This is a genomic window from Brucella sp. IR073, from assembly GCF_049065735.1.
In the GTDB taxonomy this organism is placed as follows: Bacteria; Pseudomonadota; Alphaproteobacteria; order Rhizobiales; family Rhizobiaceae; genus Paramesorhizobium.
Genome location: NZ_JBAKHD010000002.1, coordinates 395,496 through 409,787, shown reverse-complemented (window position 1 = coordinate 409,787; position 14,292 = coordinate 395,496). Strand labels below are relative to the sequence as shown.

The following is a 14,292-nucleotide window of genomic DNA, read 5'->3' as shown; positions in this document are numbered from 1 at the left end:
GACTACTTTTCATGGAAACATAAATTCCGTTTTGAGACGTCTGTTCATAGAGACGTAGAGGAACCCACCAACAACGAAGATCAAGCTTCGCTACTTCCATTTGAAACAAATTGGTCTGGTGAGGCACTAGCACGGAACGTCTGAGGAGCACAAAGGGGGGCACAGTTGTTTCAGTGTGAGGCTGATTGCTCCTTATCCATTGTTTCACGTGAATCTAAAGACACGATTAGCTGGATGAGCACATGTTTCACGTGAATCACTTACCGATGCAGAATTGCGAAAAGATAACATCCAAAATATCTTCCACATCCACATCTCCAGTAATGCGCCCGAGTGCCTGGGTGGCGCGGCGGAGATTCTCGGCACGCAATTCCGGCGGAAGGTGTTTCCCGTGTACTGCTTCCATGATTTCGGTGCGCGTAATACCCAAGAGGTCTATGTGCCTTCGCCGCGAGGGAATGACGACGCTTATATCACCCGCCTTTACCTGCGCGAAATGACTGATGGCAGCAATCAATTCATCGAGACCTTCTCCGGAGCGGGCCGATATTCGATACGCCCATTCGCCTATATCATGCGCGTCGGTCAAATCGGATTTATTGCCGACCCGCCATAGCTCACCCTTGAGTTCTGGCAAATCGACAGGTTCGGTCTGGTTAATATCTTCCAAGAGGAGAACCAAATCAGCGGTAGCGGCTCGTAGGCGAGCGCGCTCAATGCCGATCTTCTCAACGGCTCCTTCTGTCTCCCTAAGTCCGGCAGTGTCCGTTACAAAAACCGGGATGCCGCCGAGATCGAGCTTGACTTCGAGAAGATCGCGCGTCGTCCCAGCTTCCTCGGATATAATGGCGACGTCTCGGCCGGCAAGCTGATTGAGGAGGCTCGATTTTCCCGCGTTGGGAGCGCCGACGATGGCCACATGTAATCCGTCACGGAATATGGACCCTCTTTTCCCATCAGTGAGGTGACGGTCGATCTTTTCCGCCAGCACATCGAGCGTCTGCCATATCTGATCGGCAACCGAATCCGGCACATCCGACTCATCGGCAAAGTCGAGCTCGGCCTCGATCAGCGCCCGTGCCTGTAGCAGTTCCTGACGCCAACCCATATAGAGATCACGCTGCGCACCTGTGGCGGCCTGTAATGCCAGCCGGCGCTGGCTCTCGGTTTCGGCCGCTATGAGGTCGGCCAATCCTTCGGCGACGGTCAAATCCATCTTGCCATTGGCAAATGCTCGGCGGGTGAACTCGCCAGGTTCTGCAATGCGGCAGTTTTTGAAGCTCGACAGTTCCATAAGGAAGCGGTCAACAACAGCGGAGCCGCCATGGAGATGGAATTCAGCGCAATCCTCGCCGGTGAAACTGTAGGGGCCGGGAAAATAGAGTAATAGTCCGCGATCCAGCAATTCGCGCTGTTGCGAATAGAACGGCCGATACGACGCTCTACGTGGTTCCGGAGCCGTTTCGGAAATTGTTTCGACCACGAATCGAGTTTCCGAACCTGACAAACGGATCACCGCGACACCGGAAGGCAGTCGGCCGCTGGAAAGTGCAAAGATCGTGTCGTGAAAGATCGGCTCCATGCCAGCACCATTATTCGTTGCGCAGGCGAATCGAATAAAAGGCGATATTTGCCCTATCTCGAATAGCCCTTCGGATATGAGAAAGCCCGCAGCTATATAAGCTGCGGGCTGGCATCTTGCGAGACCCGATAAGGATTACGTATTCATCGAGTCGAAGAACTCGCCATTGGTCTTCGTCTGCTTGAGCTTGTCGATCAGGAATTCGATTGCATCGGTCGTTCCCATCGGCGCGAGAATGCGGCGCAGTACAAAAATCTTCTGTAGGTCCTGGCGCGGAACGAGCAGGTCTTCCTTGCGCGTGCCAGATTTCAAAATGTCCATCGCCGGGAAGATGCGCTTGTCGGCCACCTTGCGGTCGAGCACGATTTCTGAATTACCAGTGCCCTTGAACTCTTCAAAGATCACTTCGTCCATGCGGCTGCCGGTATCGATCAGCGCCGTCGCGATGATCGTGAGCGAGCCGCCTTCCTCGATATTGCGCGCCGCGCCGAAGAAGCGCTTCGGCCGCTGCAGCGCGTTCGCGTCGACACCACCGGTCAGCACCTTACCTGACGACGGAACCACTGTGTTGTAGGCACGGCCAAGACGCGTGATCGAATCGAGCAGGATCACCACATCGCGGCCATGCTCGACCAGGCGCTTTGCCTTCTCGATAACCATTTCCGCCACCTGCACGTGGCGCGAGGCCGGCTCATCGAAGGTCGAGGACACCACCTCACCCTTCACCGAGCGCTGCATGTCGGTGACTTCCTCGGGGCGCTCATCGATTAGGAGAACGATCAGATAGCATTCCGGATGGTTTGCAGTGATCGAATGGGCGATGTTCTGGAGGAGGACAGTCTTACCCGTACGCGGCGGCGCGACGATCAGCCCGCGCTGGCCTTTGCCGAGCGGCGCGACGAGATCGATCACGCGGGGAGAGAGGTCCTTGCCGGTCGGGTTCTCCAGCTCCATCTTCAGCCGCTCATCCGGATAAAGCGGCGTCAGATTGTCGAAATGGATCTTGTGGCGGATTTTCTCGGGGTCTTCGAAATTGATCGTGTTGACCTTGAGGAGAGCGAAATAGCGTTCCCCTTCCTTGGGCCCGCGAATCGGCCCCTCGACCGTATCGCCGGTCTTGAGCGAGAACCGCCGGATCTGCGACGGAGAAATATAAATATCGTCAGGGCCGGGCAGATAATTGGCATTGGCGGAGCGCAGGAAGCCGAACCCGTCCTGCAGCACTTCCACCACGCCTTCACCGATGATCTCCACGTCCTGCGAAGCGAGCTTCTTAAGGATCGCGAACATCAGCTCCTGCTTGCGCATCACGCTGGCATTTTCGACTTCGAGCGTTTCGGCGAAAGCCAGGAGATCGACCGGCGTCTTATTCTTTAGTTCTTGTAGTTTCATTTCCTGCATAGGTGCGAGGCTCATTTAAGTGGGAGAAAGAAAGGGGCAGTTGTTCGGAAGGATTGGCCATGGAGGTCATGGCCGGCATCGACAGTCTGCATTTCCATAGGGAGGGGCCTATCCATACCCTTTTGTGCGGGAGGGGACAAGTGCCAAGTTTGGCTCTTATTGCATTTCGCAACGAAGTATAACGACTTTTCGTTGCATTGAATGGGATAAACAAAACTTGAATAGGCGGTTCCCGGCAAAGGTTAGACGGGAACCGCACCAAGGATAAGCGTCAGAACGGCTTCACGATGACCAGAATCACGATGATGATCATCAGCACCGTCGGCACCTCGTTCATCATCCGCCAGAAACTGGCCGGTTTCGTATTCTTGTCCGCGGCGAAGAGCCGTACCGCTTTGGAAAAATAGCCATGGACGCCGGACAGGATCACCACCGCCAGCAGCTTGGCGTGGAGCCAGCCGCCGGTGAAATCGAAAATCTTCCAGGCCATCCATAGCCCCATAATCCAGGTGACGATCATGGCGGGATTGATGATGAAGCGCAGGAGCCGCTGCTCCATCGCCTTGAAGGTTTCTGACTGTACCGAGCCCGGCTCGGCCGCGCAGTGATAAACGAAAAGGCGCGGCAGATAGAGCATCCCCGCCATCCATGAGATGACGGCGATGACGTGAATCGCCTTGACCCAGGGATAGGCCGTGCCCGGATTCACGTGAAACATGAGAAGAAGCCCCAATGCCACGATGACGATGGCGGCAATGGCGCGCACCGCCGCCCGTCCGCCTGAGGCTGCCGAATTTCCGCTCGATCCTGTGCTCATGTCCTTGCCCTCACCCGTTCGATCATGCGTTCCACATGGGCGACGGGCGCTTCCGGCGTGATCCCATGCCCGAGATTGAAGACCAGCGGCCCATTGCCCAGCGCTTCCAATATGGTATCGACCCCTTCATCCAGCGCCACGCCGCCGGCGACGAGCCGTAGGGGATCGAGATTACCCTGCACGGCCCCCTGCCCTTGCAGTTGCGCAGCAAACGACAGGGGCACAGTCCAGTCAAGGCCGAGCGCGTTGACGCCGGTCTTTTCGCGATAGCCGCAATAAAGCGTCCCCGCGCCTTTTGGGAAACCGATGATCAGCGCATCGGGATGCACGGCACGCACTTTTCCGACGATCCGCGCCACCGGCTTCACGCAGAATTCCTTAAAGGAGCGCTCGTCCAGCACGCCGGACCAGGAATCGAAAATCTGCACCGCATCGGCGCCCGCATCGATCTGCCGGATCAGATAATCCGCCGAGACGTCGGCGAGGTCGTCGAGCAGTTTCCGGAAGGCCTGCGGGTAGCGATAAGCGAAAAGCCGCGCCGGCGCCTGGTCCGGCGTGCCATGTCCGGCGATCATATAGGTCGCCACCGTCCAGGGCGCCCCGCAAAAGCCGAGCAGCGTCGTCTCCTCGGGGAGTTCCGCCCGCAGGCGCCGCACCGTCTCATAGACCGGCTCCAGCCGTTCCGCGACACCCTCAGTTTCAATCCGCGCGATGTCTTCCGCGCCAATCGGATTCATCAACGGTCCCCTGCCCTCCTCGAAGCGCAGATTGCGGCCGAGCGCATGGGGAACCACCAGAATATCCGAGAACAGGATCGCCGCATCGAAACCGAACCGGCGGATGGGCTGCAGGGTCACTTCCACGGCCAGATCGGGCGAATAGCAGAGATCGAGGAAACTTCCCGCTGCCTTCCGCGTTTCCCGATACTCCGGCAGGTAACGGCCCGCCTGCCGCATCATCCAGATCGGTGGCGGAAACATCGCTTCCCCACGGATCACTTTTACTACCTTGCGTGCCATCATCCCGTCCTTGGAAAGCTGGTTTCCCCAGCCCTTCTCAAAAAAGAATTTTCGAATTTTGGATTCTTCTGATTCTTAGAGTCTGTTCGTTCCGTGGATTAGCAGAATCCTTGATTTTCCCCACAGGAAGCGCGTTTGGCCGAAAGCCATGGGATTAAATCGCCGATGACTGCCTAAAAAGCAATGATATCGGGATTCATCGAATAGAGTCAGAAGCTTGGTCTTCACATTCTCTCCAGCCTTCCTGTGGAAACTTTGCGAATAACACAAACCGAACGAGCCATTCATTGATCGATTCACACATGGGCCCGAGACTTCCTCACAGGCCGTCCCGTTGTGGATGACTTGCCAAGTTTCCAGAGGGCTGCCATCTCTCTGTGCGTGAGGCCCGCGTCTACCCACAGTCTTCAACAGGGACGGCAGAAAACTGGTGACAAAACCGCTTTCCTACTTCCATCTTCATCTGATTTCGGATGCGACCGGAGAGACTCTCCTGGCGGCGGGGCGCGCGGCGGCAGCGCAATATGGGAATAGCCGCGCGATCGAGCACATCTATTCGTCGATCCGAACGGAGAAGCAGCTGCGAAAAGTGCTTGCCGATATCGACGCGGAGCCGGGCATCGTTCTTTATACGGTGGTGGACCAGAAACTCGCCCGGATCATCGATGAAAGCTGCGCCGCGATGGGCGTGCCCTCCGTTTCGGTGCTGGAGCCGGTGCTAACCACCTTCCAGTCTTATCTCGGCGCTCCCGCTCATCGCCGTGCCAGCGCGCAGCATGTGCTCAACGCCGATTATTTCCGTCGCATCGATGCGCTCAATTTCACCATGGAGCATGATGATGGGCAATTGCCGCCCGATATCAACGAGGCGGATGTCATTCTGATCGGTATTTCCCGGACATCGAAGACGCCGACCAGCATTTACCTCGCCAATCGAGGGATAAAGACAGCCAATATCCCCATCGTTCTCGGCATTCCCATTCCAGAGGTAGTGGTGTCGGCGACAAAGCCGTTGATCGTCGGCCTGGTCGCGACGGCAGAGCGCATTTCGCAGATCCGCCAGAACCGGGTTCTGGGCGCGTCACCCGGCTATGACGTGGACATTTACACCGACCGCGCCAATATTGCGGAGGAGCTGGCCTATGCCCGCGGCATCTGCGCGCGCCATGGCTGGCCGGTCATCGATGTGACCCGCCGCTCGATCGAGGAAACCGCCGCCGCCATTCTTGCCCTTCGCCCGCGAAGCCGGTAACCAGACACGCATGATCCCGAAAAGTTGCTGACTTTTTGGATAAGATTATGCGGCGAAAAAGCTTTGGAGATAATGTCATGACCGAACGGATCATCCTGGCATCGAAAAGCCCGTTTCGCGCCGCCCTTATGAAGAATGCCGGCATCGCCTTTGAGGCCGTTGCAGCCGATATCGACGAACGTGCTGTGGAAGCGACGCTTGAGGGCAGCGGCGCGACATCAGAGGATGTCGCAGCTGTTCTGGCCGAGGCGAAGGCGCTCGATGTCAGCAGCAACCATCCGGAGGCCCTCGTCATCGGCAGTGACCAGACCCTGTCGCTGGAAGGCGAGATTTTCCACAAACCGGTGGATATGGATGCGGCGCGCCGGCAGCTCCTGAAGCTTTCGGGAAAAACCCATGAGCTGAACAGCGGCGTGGTCATCGCACGCGGTGGAGAGACTATCTGGCGGCATGTCGAGGTGGCGCGAATGACCATGCGCCCGCTCGGTCCTGAATTCATCGGGCGCTATCTGGCACGGGTCGGTGACATCGCATTGAAGAGCGTCGGCGCCTACCAGATTGAAGGCGAAGGATTGCAGCTTTTCGAAAAGATCGACGGCGATTATTTCACCATTGTCGGCCTGCCGATGCTGCCACTCCTTGGCCAATTGCGTGAGCTGGGAGCCATCGATGGCTGAGCCAAAAGCCTTCGTCACCGGCTTTCCGATCGGGCATTCCCGCTCGCCCCTTATCCATGGCTTTTGGCTGGAGGCGCATGGGCTCGAAGGCAGCTATGAGGCGGTGGAGACCTCGCCTGACATATTCGCGCACTTCGTCTCTTCGCTGCGAGAAAAGGGCTATGCCGGGGGCAATGTCACGATCCCGCATAAGGAAACGGCCTTTGCGCTGTGCGAAAAGCGCGATGCGGCGGCGGAAGCCATTGGCGCGGTCAACACGCTCTGGTTCGAGAATGACCGGCTCCATGGCGGCAATACGGATGCCTATGGCTTCGCCGCCAATCTCGATGAGTATGCTAAGGGGTGGGACGACACGGACGTTGCGCTGGTTCTGGGCGCCGGCGGCGCCAGCCGCGCCATCATCCATGCACTGAAAAGCCGGGGTTTTAGCCAAATCCATGTCGTCAACCGCACGCTTTCCCGCGCGGCGGAATTGGCGGACCATTTTGGGCCCGGTGTTTTCGCCCATCCCATCGATAAGGCCCAGGATCTGGTTTCTATGTCTGGCCTCATCGTCAATACGACGCCTGTGGGGATGGAAGGCCATGGCGGGCATGAGATGGCCCTGAACCTGACCAAGGCCGACCCGGCAGCCATTATCACCGATATCGTCTATGTACCCTTGGAAACACCCTTTCTTTCCACAGCGCGGGAAGCAGGGCTCAAGACGGTCGATGGCTTGGGGATGCTGCTGCATCAGGCGGTGCCGGGCTTCGAACATTGGTTCGGCCTGCGCCCGCAAGTCACGCCCGACCTGCGCGCCTACATCCTCGCCGATATGGAAAAATCCAGATGATCATTCTCGGTCTGACAGGTTCCATCGGCATGGGAAAATCGACCACGGCGCAAATGTTCGCCGATGCCGGCATTCCCGTCTATAGCGCTGATGAAGCGGTGCACCGGCTCTATGCCGGCCGCGCCGCGCCGCTGATCGAAGCGGCTTTCCCCGGTACGACTGGCAAAAACGGCGTGGACAGGGAAAAACTCTCCGCCGCGGTCCTCGGGAAACCGCAGGAAATTGCGAAGCTGGAGGCTATCGTCCATCCGCTTGTGGGGAAGGAAAGAGAAGATTTTCTGAGTGAAGCACGGGCGTCGGGCGCGGATATTGCGCTGGTCGATATTCCGCTGCTCTTCGAGATCGGAGCCGAAAAGGACGTGGACAAGATCCTCGTTATTTCCGCCGCGCCTGAAATCCAGCGGCAGCGCGTTCTTTCGCGCCCCGGCATGACAGCCGAAAAATTTGAAGCGATCCTCGCCCGCCAGATACCGGATGCGGAAAAGCGCGCTCGTGCGGATTTTGTCATCGATACCGGTCACGGACTGGACGCCGCCCGGAAAGCCGTCGCAGAAATCATTGGCCGTTTGCGGCAAGAGAATGCTGGATAAGAGCTTGTCAGCCTTGCAAAGGCCGGTTTGGCGAGAGAGTCTGTTTCAGCGAAGCGACTGAAAGGAATATCATCCATGCGGGAGATTGTATTCGACACCGAAACGACGGGCCTCGAAAGACTGGAGGACCGTGTCATCGAAATCGGCGGTGTCGAGCTTATCAACCGTTTTCCCACGGGCCGCACCTTTCATGTCTATATCAATCCGCAAGGCCGCGCCGTTCATCCGGAAGCACTGGCGGTCCATGGCATCAGCAACGAGCAGCTGGCCGACAAGCCGACCTTTCCGGAAATCGCCAATGATTTTCTCGAGTTCTTCGATGGCGCGCGGCTCGTCGCCCACAATGCGATGTTCGATATCGGCTTCATCAATGCCGAGCTGGAGCGCATCGGCCAGCCGCCTATCCCCACGGAGCGGGTGGTCGACACGCTGGCGCTCGCCCGTCGCCGCCATCCGATGGGCCCCAACTCACTCGACGCACTTTGCAAGCGCTACGGAATCGACAACAGCCGCCGCACCCTGCACGGCGCGCTTCTCGATTCGGAAATCCTGGCGGAAGTCTATATCGAACTGATCGGCGGCAAGCAGGCCGCGCTTGGCCTGACCATCGAAAAGACCGACCGCGGCGCCGGGACGGTCGAGAGCGAAACCGTCATCGTCATTGGAGCCCGGCCGGAGCCCCTGCCCCCTCGGCTGTCGGCGCTGGAGGAAGAAGCCCACGCCGCGCTTGTGGCCAAGATGGGTTCGAAGGCGATCTGGGCGAAGTACACGGCGGAAGTGGGGGAGTAATAAGGGCTTCTGAAGCATTTCAGCATTCCCTCTATCCGGCTGCGCGGCGGAAGGAAACGTCCAATAGAAAAAGCCCGGCTCGTGCGAACCGGGCTTTTTCTATTGGACGGAAATCGAAACCCTCAGCTCTTCACCGCCGCCTTGGCCTGCTCTTCGGCCATGCGCTGCTGGAACATGCCGGCGAAATCGATCGGGTCGATCATCAGCGGCGGGAAACCGCCATTGCGGGTCGCCTCGGCGATGATCTGGCGGGCGAAGGGGAAGAGCAGCCGCGGGCACTCGATGAAAAGCAGCGGCAGCATGTGCTCCTGCGGGAAGCCCTGGATGTGGAAAGCGCCGCCATAGACGAGCTCGACGTTGAAGAGCACGTCCTTGCCCTCGCCGGCACGGGCCGAAAGCGTCAGCACCACGTCGAATTCATTCTCGCCGATCGGATTGGCGTTCACATTGACATTGATATTGATCGACGGCGCCTTATCGCGCGGGCGCAGCGAGAGCGGCGCGCCGGGGCTTTCGAAGGAAAGATCCTTCACATATTGCGCCAGAATGTTCAGCGACGGCTCGGAGCCGGCGCCGGAACCATTGCCATTTTTCGCTTCGCTGGAATTCGCAGCGCTCGGTGTCTTTGCCATCGTCGGAAGACCTTTTTCTTAAGGAGAAGGCCATGATGGCCTTGTTAACTCAGGATTCGCCCTAACATGTGCGTCCTTTTGAGGCAATGGCGCCGGGCTTGCAAGCTGTGGCTATTCCCGGTCGCCGCGCCATGGCGAGTTGCGGTCGGGCTTGCGCTCATAATCCTCAGGGGTGAGGTCGATAACCCTGTCGCGCGGCTCTCCAGATGTCTGGTTCCGTCGGCCGAAGCCTGACGTGCTCATGGTGACGATGACCCGGCTGCGGATCAGATAGCGCCAAACGAGATCGCGCACTGGCGGAATGAACAGCAACAGCCCGAAAATGTCGGTGAAAAAGCCGGGAATGATGAGCAGGATCGCCGCCACGACCAGCATCGCGCCATGCACCACCTCACGGTCGGGCACCCGGCCAGCGGCGATTTCCGTCCGGATTCGCTGCAGCAGGCTGAAGCCCTGGACGCGCAACAGGAAAAGCCCGAGCACGCCTGAGAGCACCACCAGCGCAAGGGTCGGCAGCACGCCGATATGGCTGCCGACGATGACGAAGCCAGCGATTTCCACAAAGGGCAGCGCCAGGAAGAGAAGCGCGATGAAAGAAAATGGCACGGCGTCGCTGACCTTTCGTTGGTATACCGAGGAGAAACCTCTTTATGCGATGCTCTAGAACTGGGATCGGCATTTGAATGATTCAACGTGTCAGACTATATGTTTTTGGGAGTTCATTGCAATTTCCGATGGGTGAATCGCGTTAGACGCTGATTCCCATGCTCGGCATCATCAGGATCGGCAGGCGGTATGGAATTTTTCGATTTCGGGACGATTTTCTTCTTCGTGGCGGCAGTGATCATCTTCCTGCAACTGCGCAATGTCCTTGGCCGCCGCACCGGCCACGAGCGGCCGCCCTATGATCCCTACTCTCCGCGCACCGGCGATCCCGCGAAGAATGCGCCCGCCAATGGCAACAGCGACAATGTCGTCGCCCTGCCCCGCCGGGCGGCGGAGCCGGCGGAAAAGGATTTCTCCGACATCGATGCCATCGCGCCCGCCGGCACGGCGCTCAACGATGGCTTGCGCGCCATCCGCGCCGCCGATCCGTCCTTCGAGCCGAAGCGCTTCATCGATGGCGCCAAGATGGCCTATGAGATGATCGTGACCTCCTTTGCTTCAGGAGACCGCAAGGCGTTGAAGACGCTTCTTGCCAAGGATGTCTATGATGGCTTCGTCGCGGCCATCGATGAGCGGGAGAAGAAAGGCGAGACGATCAAATCCTCCTTCGTCGGGATCAACAAGGCCGATATATCGGGCGCCGGGATGAAGGGCAGCGAGGCCAATGTCACTGTCCGTATCGTCAGCCAGATGATTTCCGCCACCATGGACAAGGATGGCAATGTCGTCGATGGCGACCCGGATGCGGTGGTCGAAATCAAGGACGTCTGGACCTTCGCCCGCGACACTCGCTCCCGCGATCCCAACTGGAAGCTGGTGGCGACGGAAGCCGAGGATTGATCCTGCGCCGCGCATAGCGGCTGAATGGAAATTGCATCATGCTGTCGCGGCTTTTCACGCCCGTATCATTTACGGATGTTCCCGGCTGGGGTGAGAACGATCATGCCAGTGCCTTTGCCGCGTTCCGGCGCTCGGCCTTCCGTGTATTGGAAAAGCCCTACCGCAGCGGCGCGCTCGGCATCAGCTTCGAATCGCTGGCGCCCATTTTCGCGGCGGCTCGTGAGGCAGATATCGAGTCACCCCGCGCCTTCTTCGAAGCCCATTTTTTGCCATGTTTAATCCAAGAAAAAGCCAGGATTACCGGCTTTTACGAGCCGGAAATTGAGGCTTCCGCGACGAAAACCGGCCTATACCGCGTCCCATTTTACCGAAAGCCTGACGATCTCATCGAGCTCGATGACGGGAACCGCCCGCCCCATATCGACCCCTCCTTCGTCTTCGCGCGCAAGGTGGGAGAAGAGCTCGTCGAGTATCACGACCGCCGCGCCATTGAGTCGGGCGCGCTGGAAGGGCGCAACCTCGAAATCGCCTATGCCGCGGACCGGGTCGATGTGTTTTTCGCCCATGTTCAGGGCGCTGCAAGGCTGCATATGCCCGATGGCACATGGCGGCGGATTACCTATGCGGCGAAATCCGGCCATCCCTTCACCAGCATCGGCCGGGTGCTGATCGGCCTTGGCGAAATCCCCGAGGCTGAGGTCACCATGCAGTCGATCCGCGCCTGGCTGCGCGATAATCCGCACCGCATCGATGAAATCCTCTGGCAAAACCGCTCCTATATCTTCTTCCGCGAGGCGCCTGTGGAAGACCCGGCGCTCGGTCCCATCGCCGCCGCCAAGGTGCCGCTGACGCCGGGCCGCTCCATTGCCGTCGACCGGCTGCTCCATACCTTCGGCACGCCCTTCTTTATCGATGCGCCGGATTTGCAGGCATTCGGAACCGATGGTTTCCGCCGTCTGATGATCGCGCAGGACACCGGAACGGCCATTGTCGGCCCGGCACGCGGCGACCTCTTCACCGGTTCCGGTCCGGCTGCCGGCGAGATTGCCGGCGTCATCCGCAATGACGCTGATTTTTATGCACTGGTGCCGAGGAGCCTGCTAAAGGGGTGATTTATGGCACCCCGCGACAAGAAACCGAAAGATGCTGACGACCAGCCGCCAACCCCGTTGCGGCTGGAAGACCGTATTCTCTGGGAAACCGTCGCCCGCACCACCCGCCCCCTGAAACCGCGCGCCCCCCGCCTCCCCAAATTACCCGATGATTTCGACCTATGGGAGGCGGAAATCGGCGGGCGGGAGCCCGTTCCGCCACCGCAAACGGAACAGGCCCCTCCTGCCCTCCTGCCTGTATCGAAGCCGAAACAGCCGCCGCGCGAATCCTATCCGCTCCATCCGCTCGACCGGACGACGCACCGCAAGATCGCCAAGGGCCGGCTCGATATCGAGGCGCGGATCGATCTGCATGGCCTGACGCAGAGCGAGGCGCACGGGCTGCTCTATGGCTTCCTGCTCGATGCGCGGGCGCGGGGTCTGCGCCATGTGCTGGTCATCACTGGCAAGGGCTCGTCTTCCGGCAGCGAGGGCATATTGCGCCAGGCGGTGCCGCATTGGTTTTCCACGCCTGCTTTCCGCATTCTGGTCAGCGCCTACGAGGATGCGGCGCGAAAGCATGGCGGCCATGGCGCGCTCTATGTGCGCTTGCGCCGCGCTGCGACATGATCGAGGAAAGCCTATGACACCCTTCGGCAAGCGCATCCGGGAACTGCGCGAGGAGCGCAATGTCTCGCAAAAGGAGATGGCCGCGAAGATCGGCGTATCCGCCGCCTATCTTTCCGCGCTGGAGCACGGACGCCGCGGCCAGCCGACCTGGGACCTTCTCCAGCGCATCATCACCTATTTCAACATCATCTGGGACGAGGCGGAGGAATTGCAGCAACTGGCGAAGATTTCGCATCCGCGCGTGGTGATCGACACGGCGGGCCTATCGCCGGAAGCCACCGAGCTCGCCAATCTGCTGGCTAAAAACATCCGATTGATTGATCCCGAGACGATTCAGAACCTGAGCGGGGAAATCGAGGCGGCGCGCAAACGACGTAAATAGGCTTCTCTCCCGACGTCATTCTCGGGCTTGTCCCGAGAATCTGCCGTGGCTTAGCCTGTCAGGACGGTAATTGCTTTTCGTTTCTTCGCCGCAGATTCGGGACAAGCCCGAGAATGACGGACGTGGGCTCTAAAAAAGCTCCCGCAGTTCATCCAGCTTGCTGTTCACCAGCCAGCCATAATAATTTTCCTGCGGAAGCAGCAGGTCCTGGCCCGCTGCCATGCGTCTTGCATTTTCCCGGCCAAGCGCACGGGCGCGCTCGTCGGCCCCGCCGACATTGTAAAGCGTGGCGGTAATGCCGGGATTTTTCGAAATATCGAAATCGGCAAATTTCCGGTAGGCATCGATGGAATGCTTCAGCGTTGCCGCGACATAGGGCAGCGTCAGGTCGGGGTCCATGATCGTCTTGTAGACGGCATTCCCGTCCCCGGCATCGAGTTTCGGCAGGCCGGAAATGCGGTTGACCATGTCGGACATCTGCAAGGCCGTCAGCGGGTTGATCTGGCCGAGCCCGAAGGTCTGTCCGGCATAGAAGGGCTGGAAGAATACAGCGCTGAAACGGTTGTTGGGATAGGATCGCCCATCCACCGTTCGCCCGCGAAAGGTCCTGTTCCAGACATCCTCGCGGCAATCCCAGAGCGAATAGCTGTCGGTAAAGCGGGCGCAGGTGGAAAATTCCGGCCTTTTCACGAAGTTGCCGATCGTCTCGCCATTATAATCGAAGCTGACCCCCTGCCGGACATAGGACATCGCCTTGACGTAGTAGGTCTGCAGCCGGTCGTAGACATCGACATTGTATGTATGCTCGCCGACAATGGCCCCGGCGATATGGATGGGATCGATGCCATAGGCGGAAGCGGTGCTTCTGATCTTCGCGCGCAGCCCCGCGTCGCGTTTTAGCAGATCATAGATCTTGCGGTATTTCGCCTCATAGGTCGTCCTGAGTTCGCGTGTGCGCTTGGCCGATGCGCCGGGAATGCCGGGCTGGTCCGCATTGCGGTTTCCGGGAGGAACCAGCGTGGCGGCATCGGCATCTCCGGCACTGAGAAGGCTGGCGGCAAAGAGGCCCATGCCGGCGATAAGGGTTAA

At 59.0% G+C, this 14,292-nt stretch carries 16 protein-coding genes; 9 read left to right on the top strand and 7 right to left on the bottom strand.

From position 1 onward, the window contains the following. Window positions 1–256: 256 nt before the first annotated feature. The 4 genes from mnmE to hemE all read right to left on the bottom strand — a co-directional run bounded on the left by mnmE (window position 257) and on the right by hemE (window position 4,819). A complete protein-coding gene (mnmE, locus tag ACOWVG_RS05735) occupies window positions 257–1,582 on the bottom strand; it encodes a tRNA uridine-5-carboxymethylaminomethyl(34) synthesis GTPase MnmE (protein ID WP_420960545.1) in 1,326 nt (441 codons plus the stop codon). Between the two features lie 135 nt (window positions 1,583–1,717). Continuing rightward, window positions 1,718–2,983, bottom strand: coding sequence for a transcription termination factor Rho (gene rho, locus ACOWVG_RS05730; RefSeq protein ID WP_420960544.1), 1,266 nt, complete (start codon window positions 2,981–2,983; stop codon window positions 1,718–1,720). A 271-nt stretch (window positions 2,984–3,254) separates the two neighbouring features. Further along, entirely contained in the window at window positions 3,255–3,701 is a 447-nt protein-coding gene (hemJ, locus tag ACOWVG_RS05725; RefSeq protein ID WP_420960804.1) for a protoporphyrinogen oxidase HemJ, read from the bottom strand. Window positions 3,702–3,796: 95 nt separating this feature from the next. Further along, window positions 3,797–4,819: a uroporphyrinogen decarboxylase gene (gene hemE, locus ACOWVG_RS05720; RefSeq protein ID WP_420960542.1), complete on the bottom strand. Its 1,023-nt coding sequence runs from the start codon at window positions 4,817–4,819 to the stop codon at window positions 3,797–3,799. A 430-nt stretch (window positions 4,820–5,249) separates the two neighbouring features. Between hemE and ACOWVG_RS05715 the strand changes: the two genes are divergently transcribed. The 5 genes from ACOWVG_RS05715 (at window position 5,250) to dnaQ (ending at window position 8,962) form a co-directional block, all read left to right on the top strand. Continuing rightward, complete coding sequence (locus ACOWVG_RS05715; RefSeq protein ID WP_420960541.1) at window positions 5,250–6,071, top strand: pyruvate, water dikinase regulatory protein; 822 nt, start codon at window positions 5,250–5,252, stop codon at window positions 6,069–6,071. A 77-nt stretch (window positions 6,072–6,148) separates the two neighbouring features. Then, the gene (locus tag ACOWVG_RS05710) at window positions 6,149–6,748 is read left to right on the top strand and encodes a Maf-like protein (protein ID WP_420960540.1); all 600 of its coding nucleotides are present in this window, start codon (window positions 6,149–6,151) and stop codon (window positions 6,746–6,748) included. Beyond that, window positions 6,741–7,583 (top strand): shikimate dehydrogenase, encoded by an 843-nt coding sequence (locus ACOWVG_RS05705; RefSeq protein WP_420960539.1) that lies wholly within the window; start codon window positions 6,741–6,743, stop codon window positions 7,581–7,583. The genes ACOWVG_RS05710 and ACOWVG_RS05705 overlap by 8 nt, the downstream gene beginning before the upstream one ends. Then, window positions 7,580–8,173 carry a dephospho-CoA kinase gene (gene coaE, locus ACOWVG_RS05700; protein WP_420960538.1) on the top strand — a complete coding sequence of 198 codons (594 nt, stop codon included), beginning with the start codon at window positions 7,580–7,582 and terminating at the stop codon, window positions 8,171–8,173. The genes ACOWVG_RS05705 and coaE overlap by 4 nt, the downstream gene beginning before the upstream one ends. Before the next feature lie 75 nt (window positions 8,174–8,248). Further along, window positions 8,249–8,962: a DNA polymerase III subunit epsilon gene (gene dnaQ, locus ACOWVG_RS05695; protein ID WP_420960537.1), complete on the top strand. Its 714-nt coding sequence runs from the start codon at window positions 8,249–8,251 to the stop codon at window positions 8,960–8,962. 122 nt (window positions 8,963–9,084) lie between these two features. On the opposite strand, the gene secB is transcribed toward dnaQ, so the two are convergent. Continuing rightward, the gene (secB, locus tag ACOWVG_RS05690) at window positions 9,085–9,594 is read right to left on the bottom strand and encodes a protein-export chaperone SecB (protein WP_420960536.1); all 510 of its coding nucleotides are present in this window, start codon (window positions 9,592–9,594) and stop codon (window positions 9,085–9,087) included. A 111-nt stretch (window positions 9,595–9,705) separates the two neighbouring features. After that, entirely contained in the window at window positions 9,706–10,200 is a 495-nt protein-coding gene (locus ACOWVG_RS05685; protein WP_420960535.1) for an FxsA family protein, read from the bottom strand. A 189-nt stretch (window positions 10,201–10,389) separates the two neighbouring features. Between ACOWVG_RS05685 and ACOWVG_RS05680 the strand changes: the two genes are divergently transcribed. The 4 genes from ACOWVG_RS05680 to ACOWVG_RS05665 are packed head-to-tail and all read left to right on the top strand — an operon-like array spanning window position 10,390 to window position 13,203. After that, complete coding sequence (locus tag ACOWVG_RS05680) at window positions 10,390–11,100, top strand: Tim44/TimA family putative adaptor protein (RefSeq protein ID WP_420960534.1); 711 nt, start codon at window positions 10,390–10,392, stop codon at window positions 11,098–11,100. A gap of 38 nt (window positions 11,101–11,138) precedes the next feature. After that, window positions 11,139–12,212 (top strand): murein transglycosylase A, encoded by a 1,074-nt coding sequence (locus ACOWVG_RS05675; protein ID WP_420960533.1) that lies wholly within the window; start codon window positions 11,139–11,141, stop codon window positions 12,210–12,212. A 3-nt stretch (window positions 12,213–12,215) separates the two neighbouring features. After that, window positions 12,216–12,821, top strand: coding sequence for a Smr/MutS family protein (locus ACOWVG_RS05670; protein ID WP_420960532.1), 606 nt, complete (start codon window positions 12,216–12,218; stop codon window positions 12,819–12,821). 13 nt (window positions 12,822–12,834) lie between these two features. Continuing rightward, window positions 12,835–13,203 carry a helix-turn-helix domain-containing protein gene (locus ACOWVG_RS05665; protein WP_420960531.1) on the top strand — a complete coding sequence of 123 codons (369 nt, stop codon included), beginning with the start codon at window positions 12,835–12,837 and terminating at the stop codon, window positions 13,201–13,203. Between the two features lie 129 nt (window positions 13,204–13,332). On the opposite strand, the gene ACOWVG_RS05660 is transcribed toward ACOWVG_RS05665, so the two are convergent. Further along, complete coding sequence (locus ACOWVG_RS05660; protein ID WP_420960803.1) at window positions 13,333–14,274, bottom strand: DUF1402 family protein; 942 nt, start codon at window positions 14,272–14,274, stop codon at window positions 13,333–13,335. Window positions 14,275–14,292: the final 18 nt, after the last annotated feature.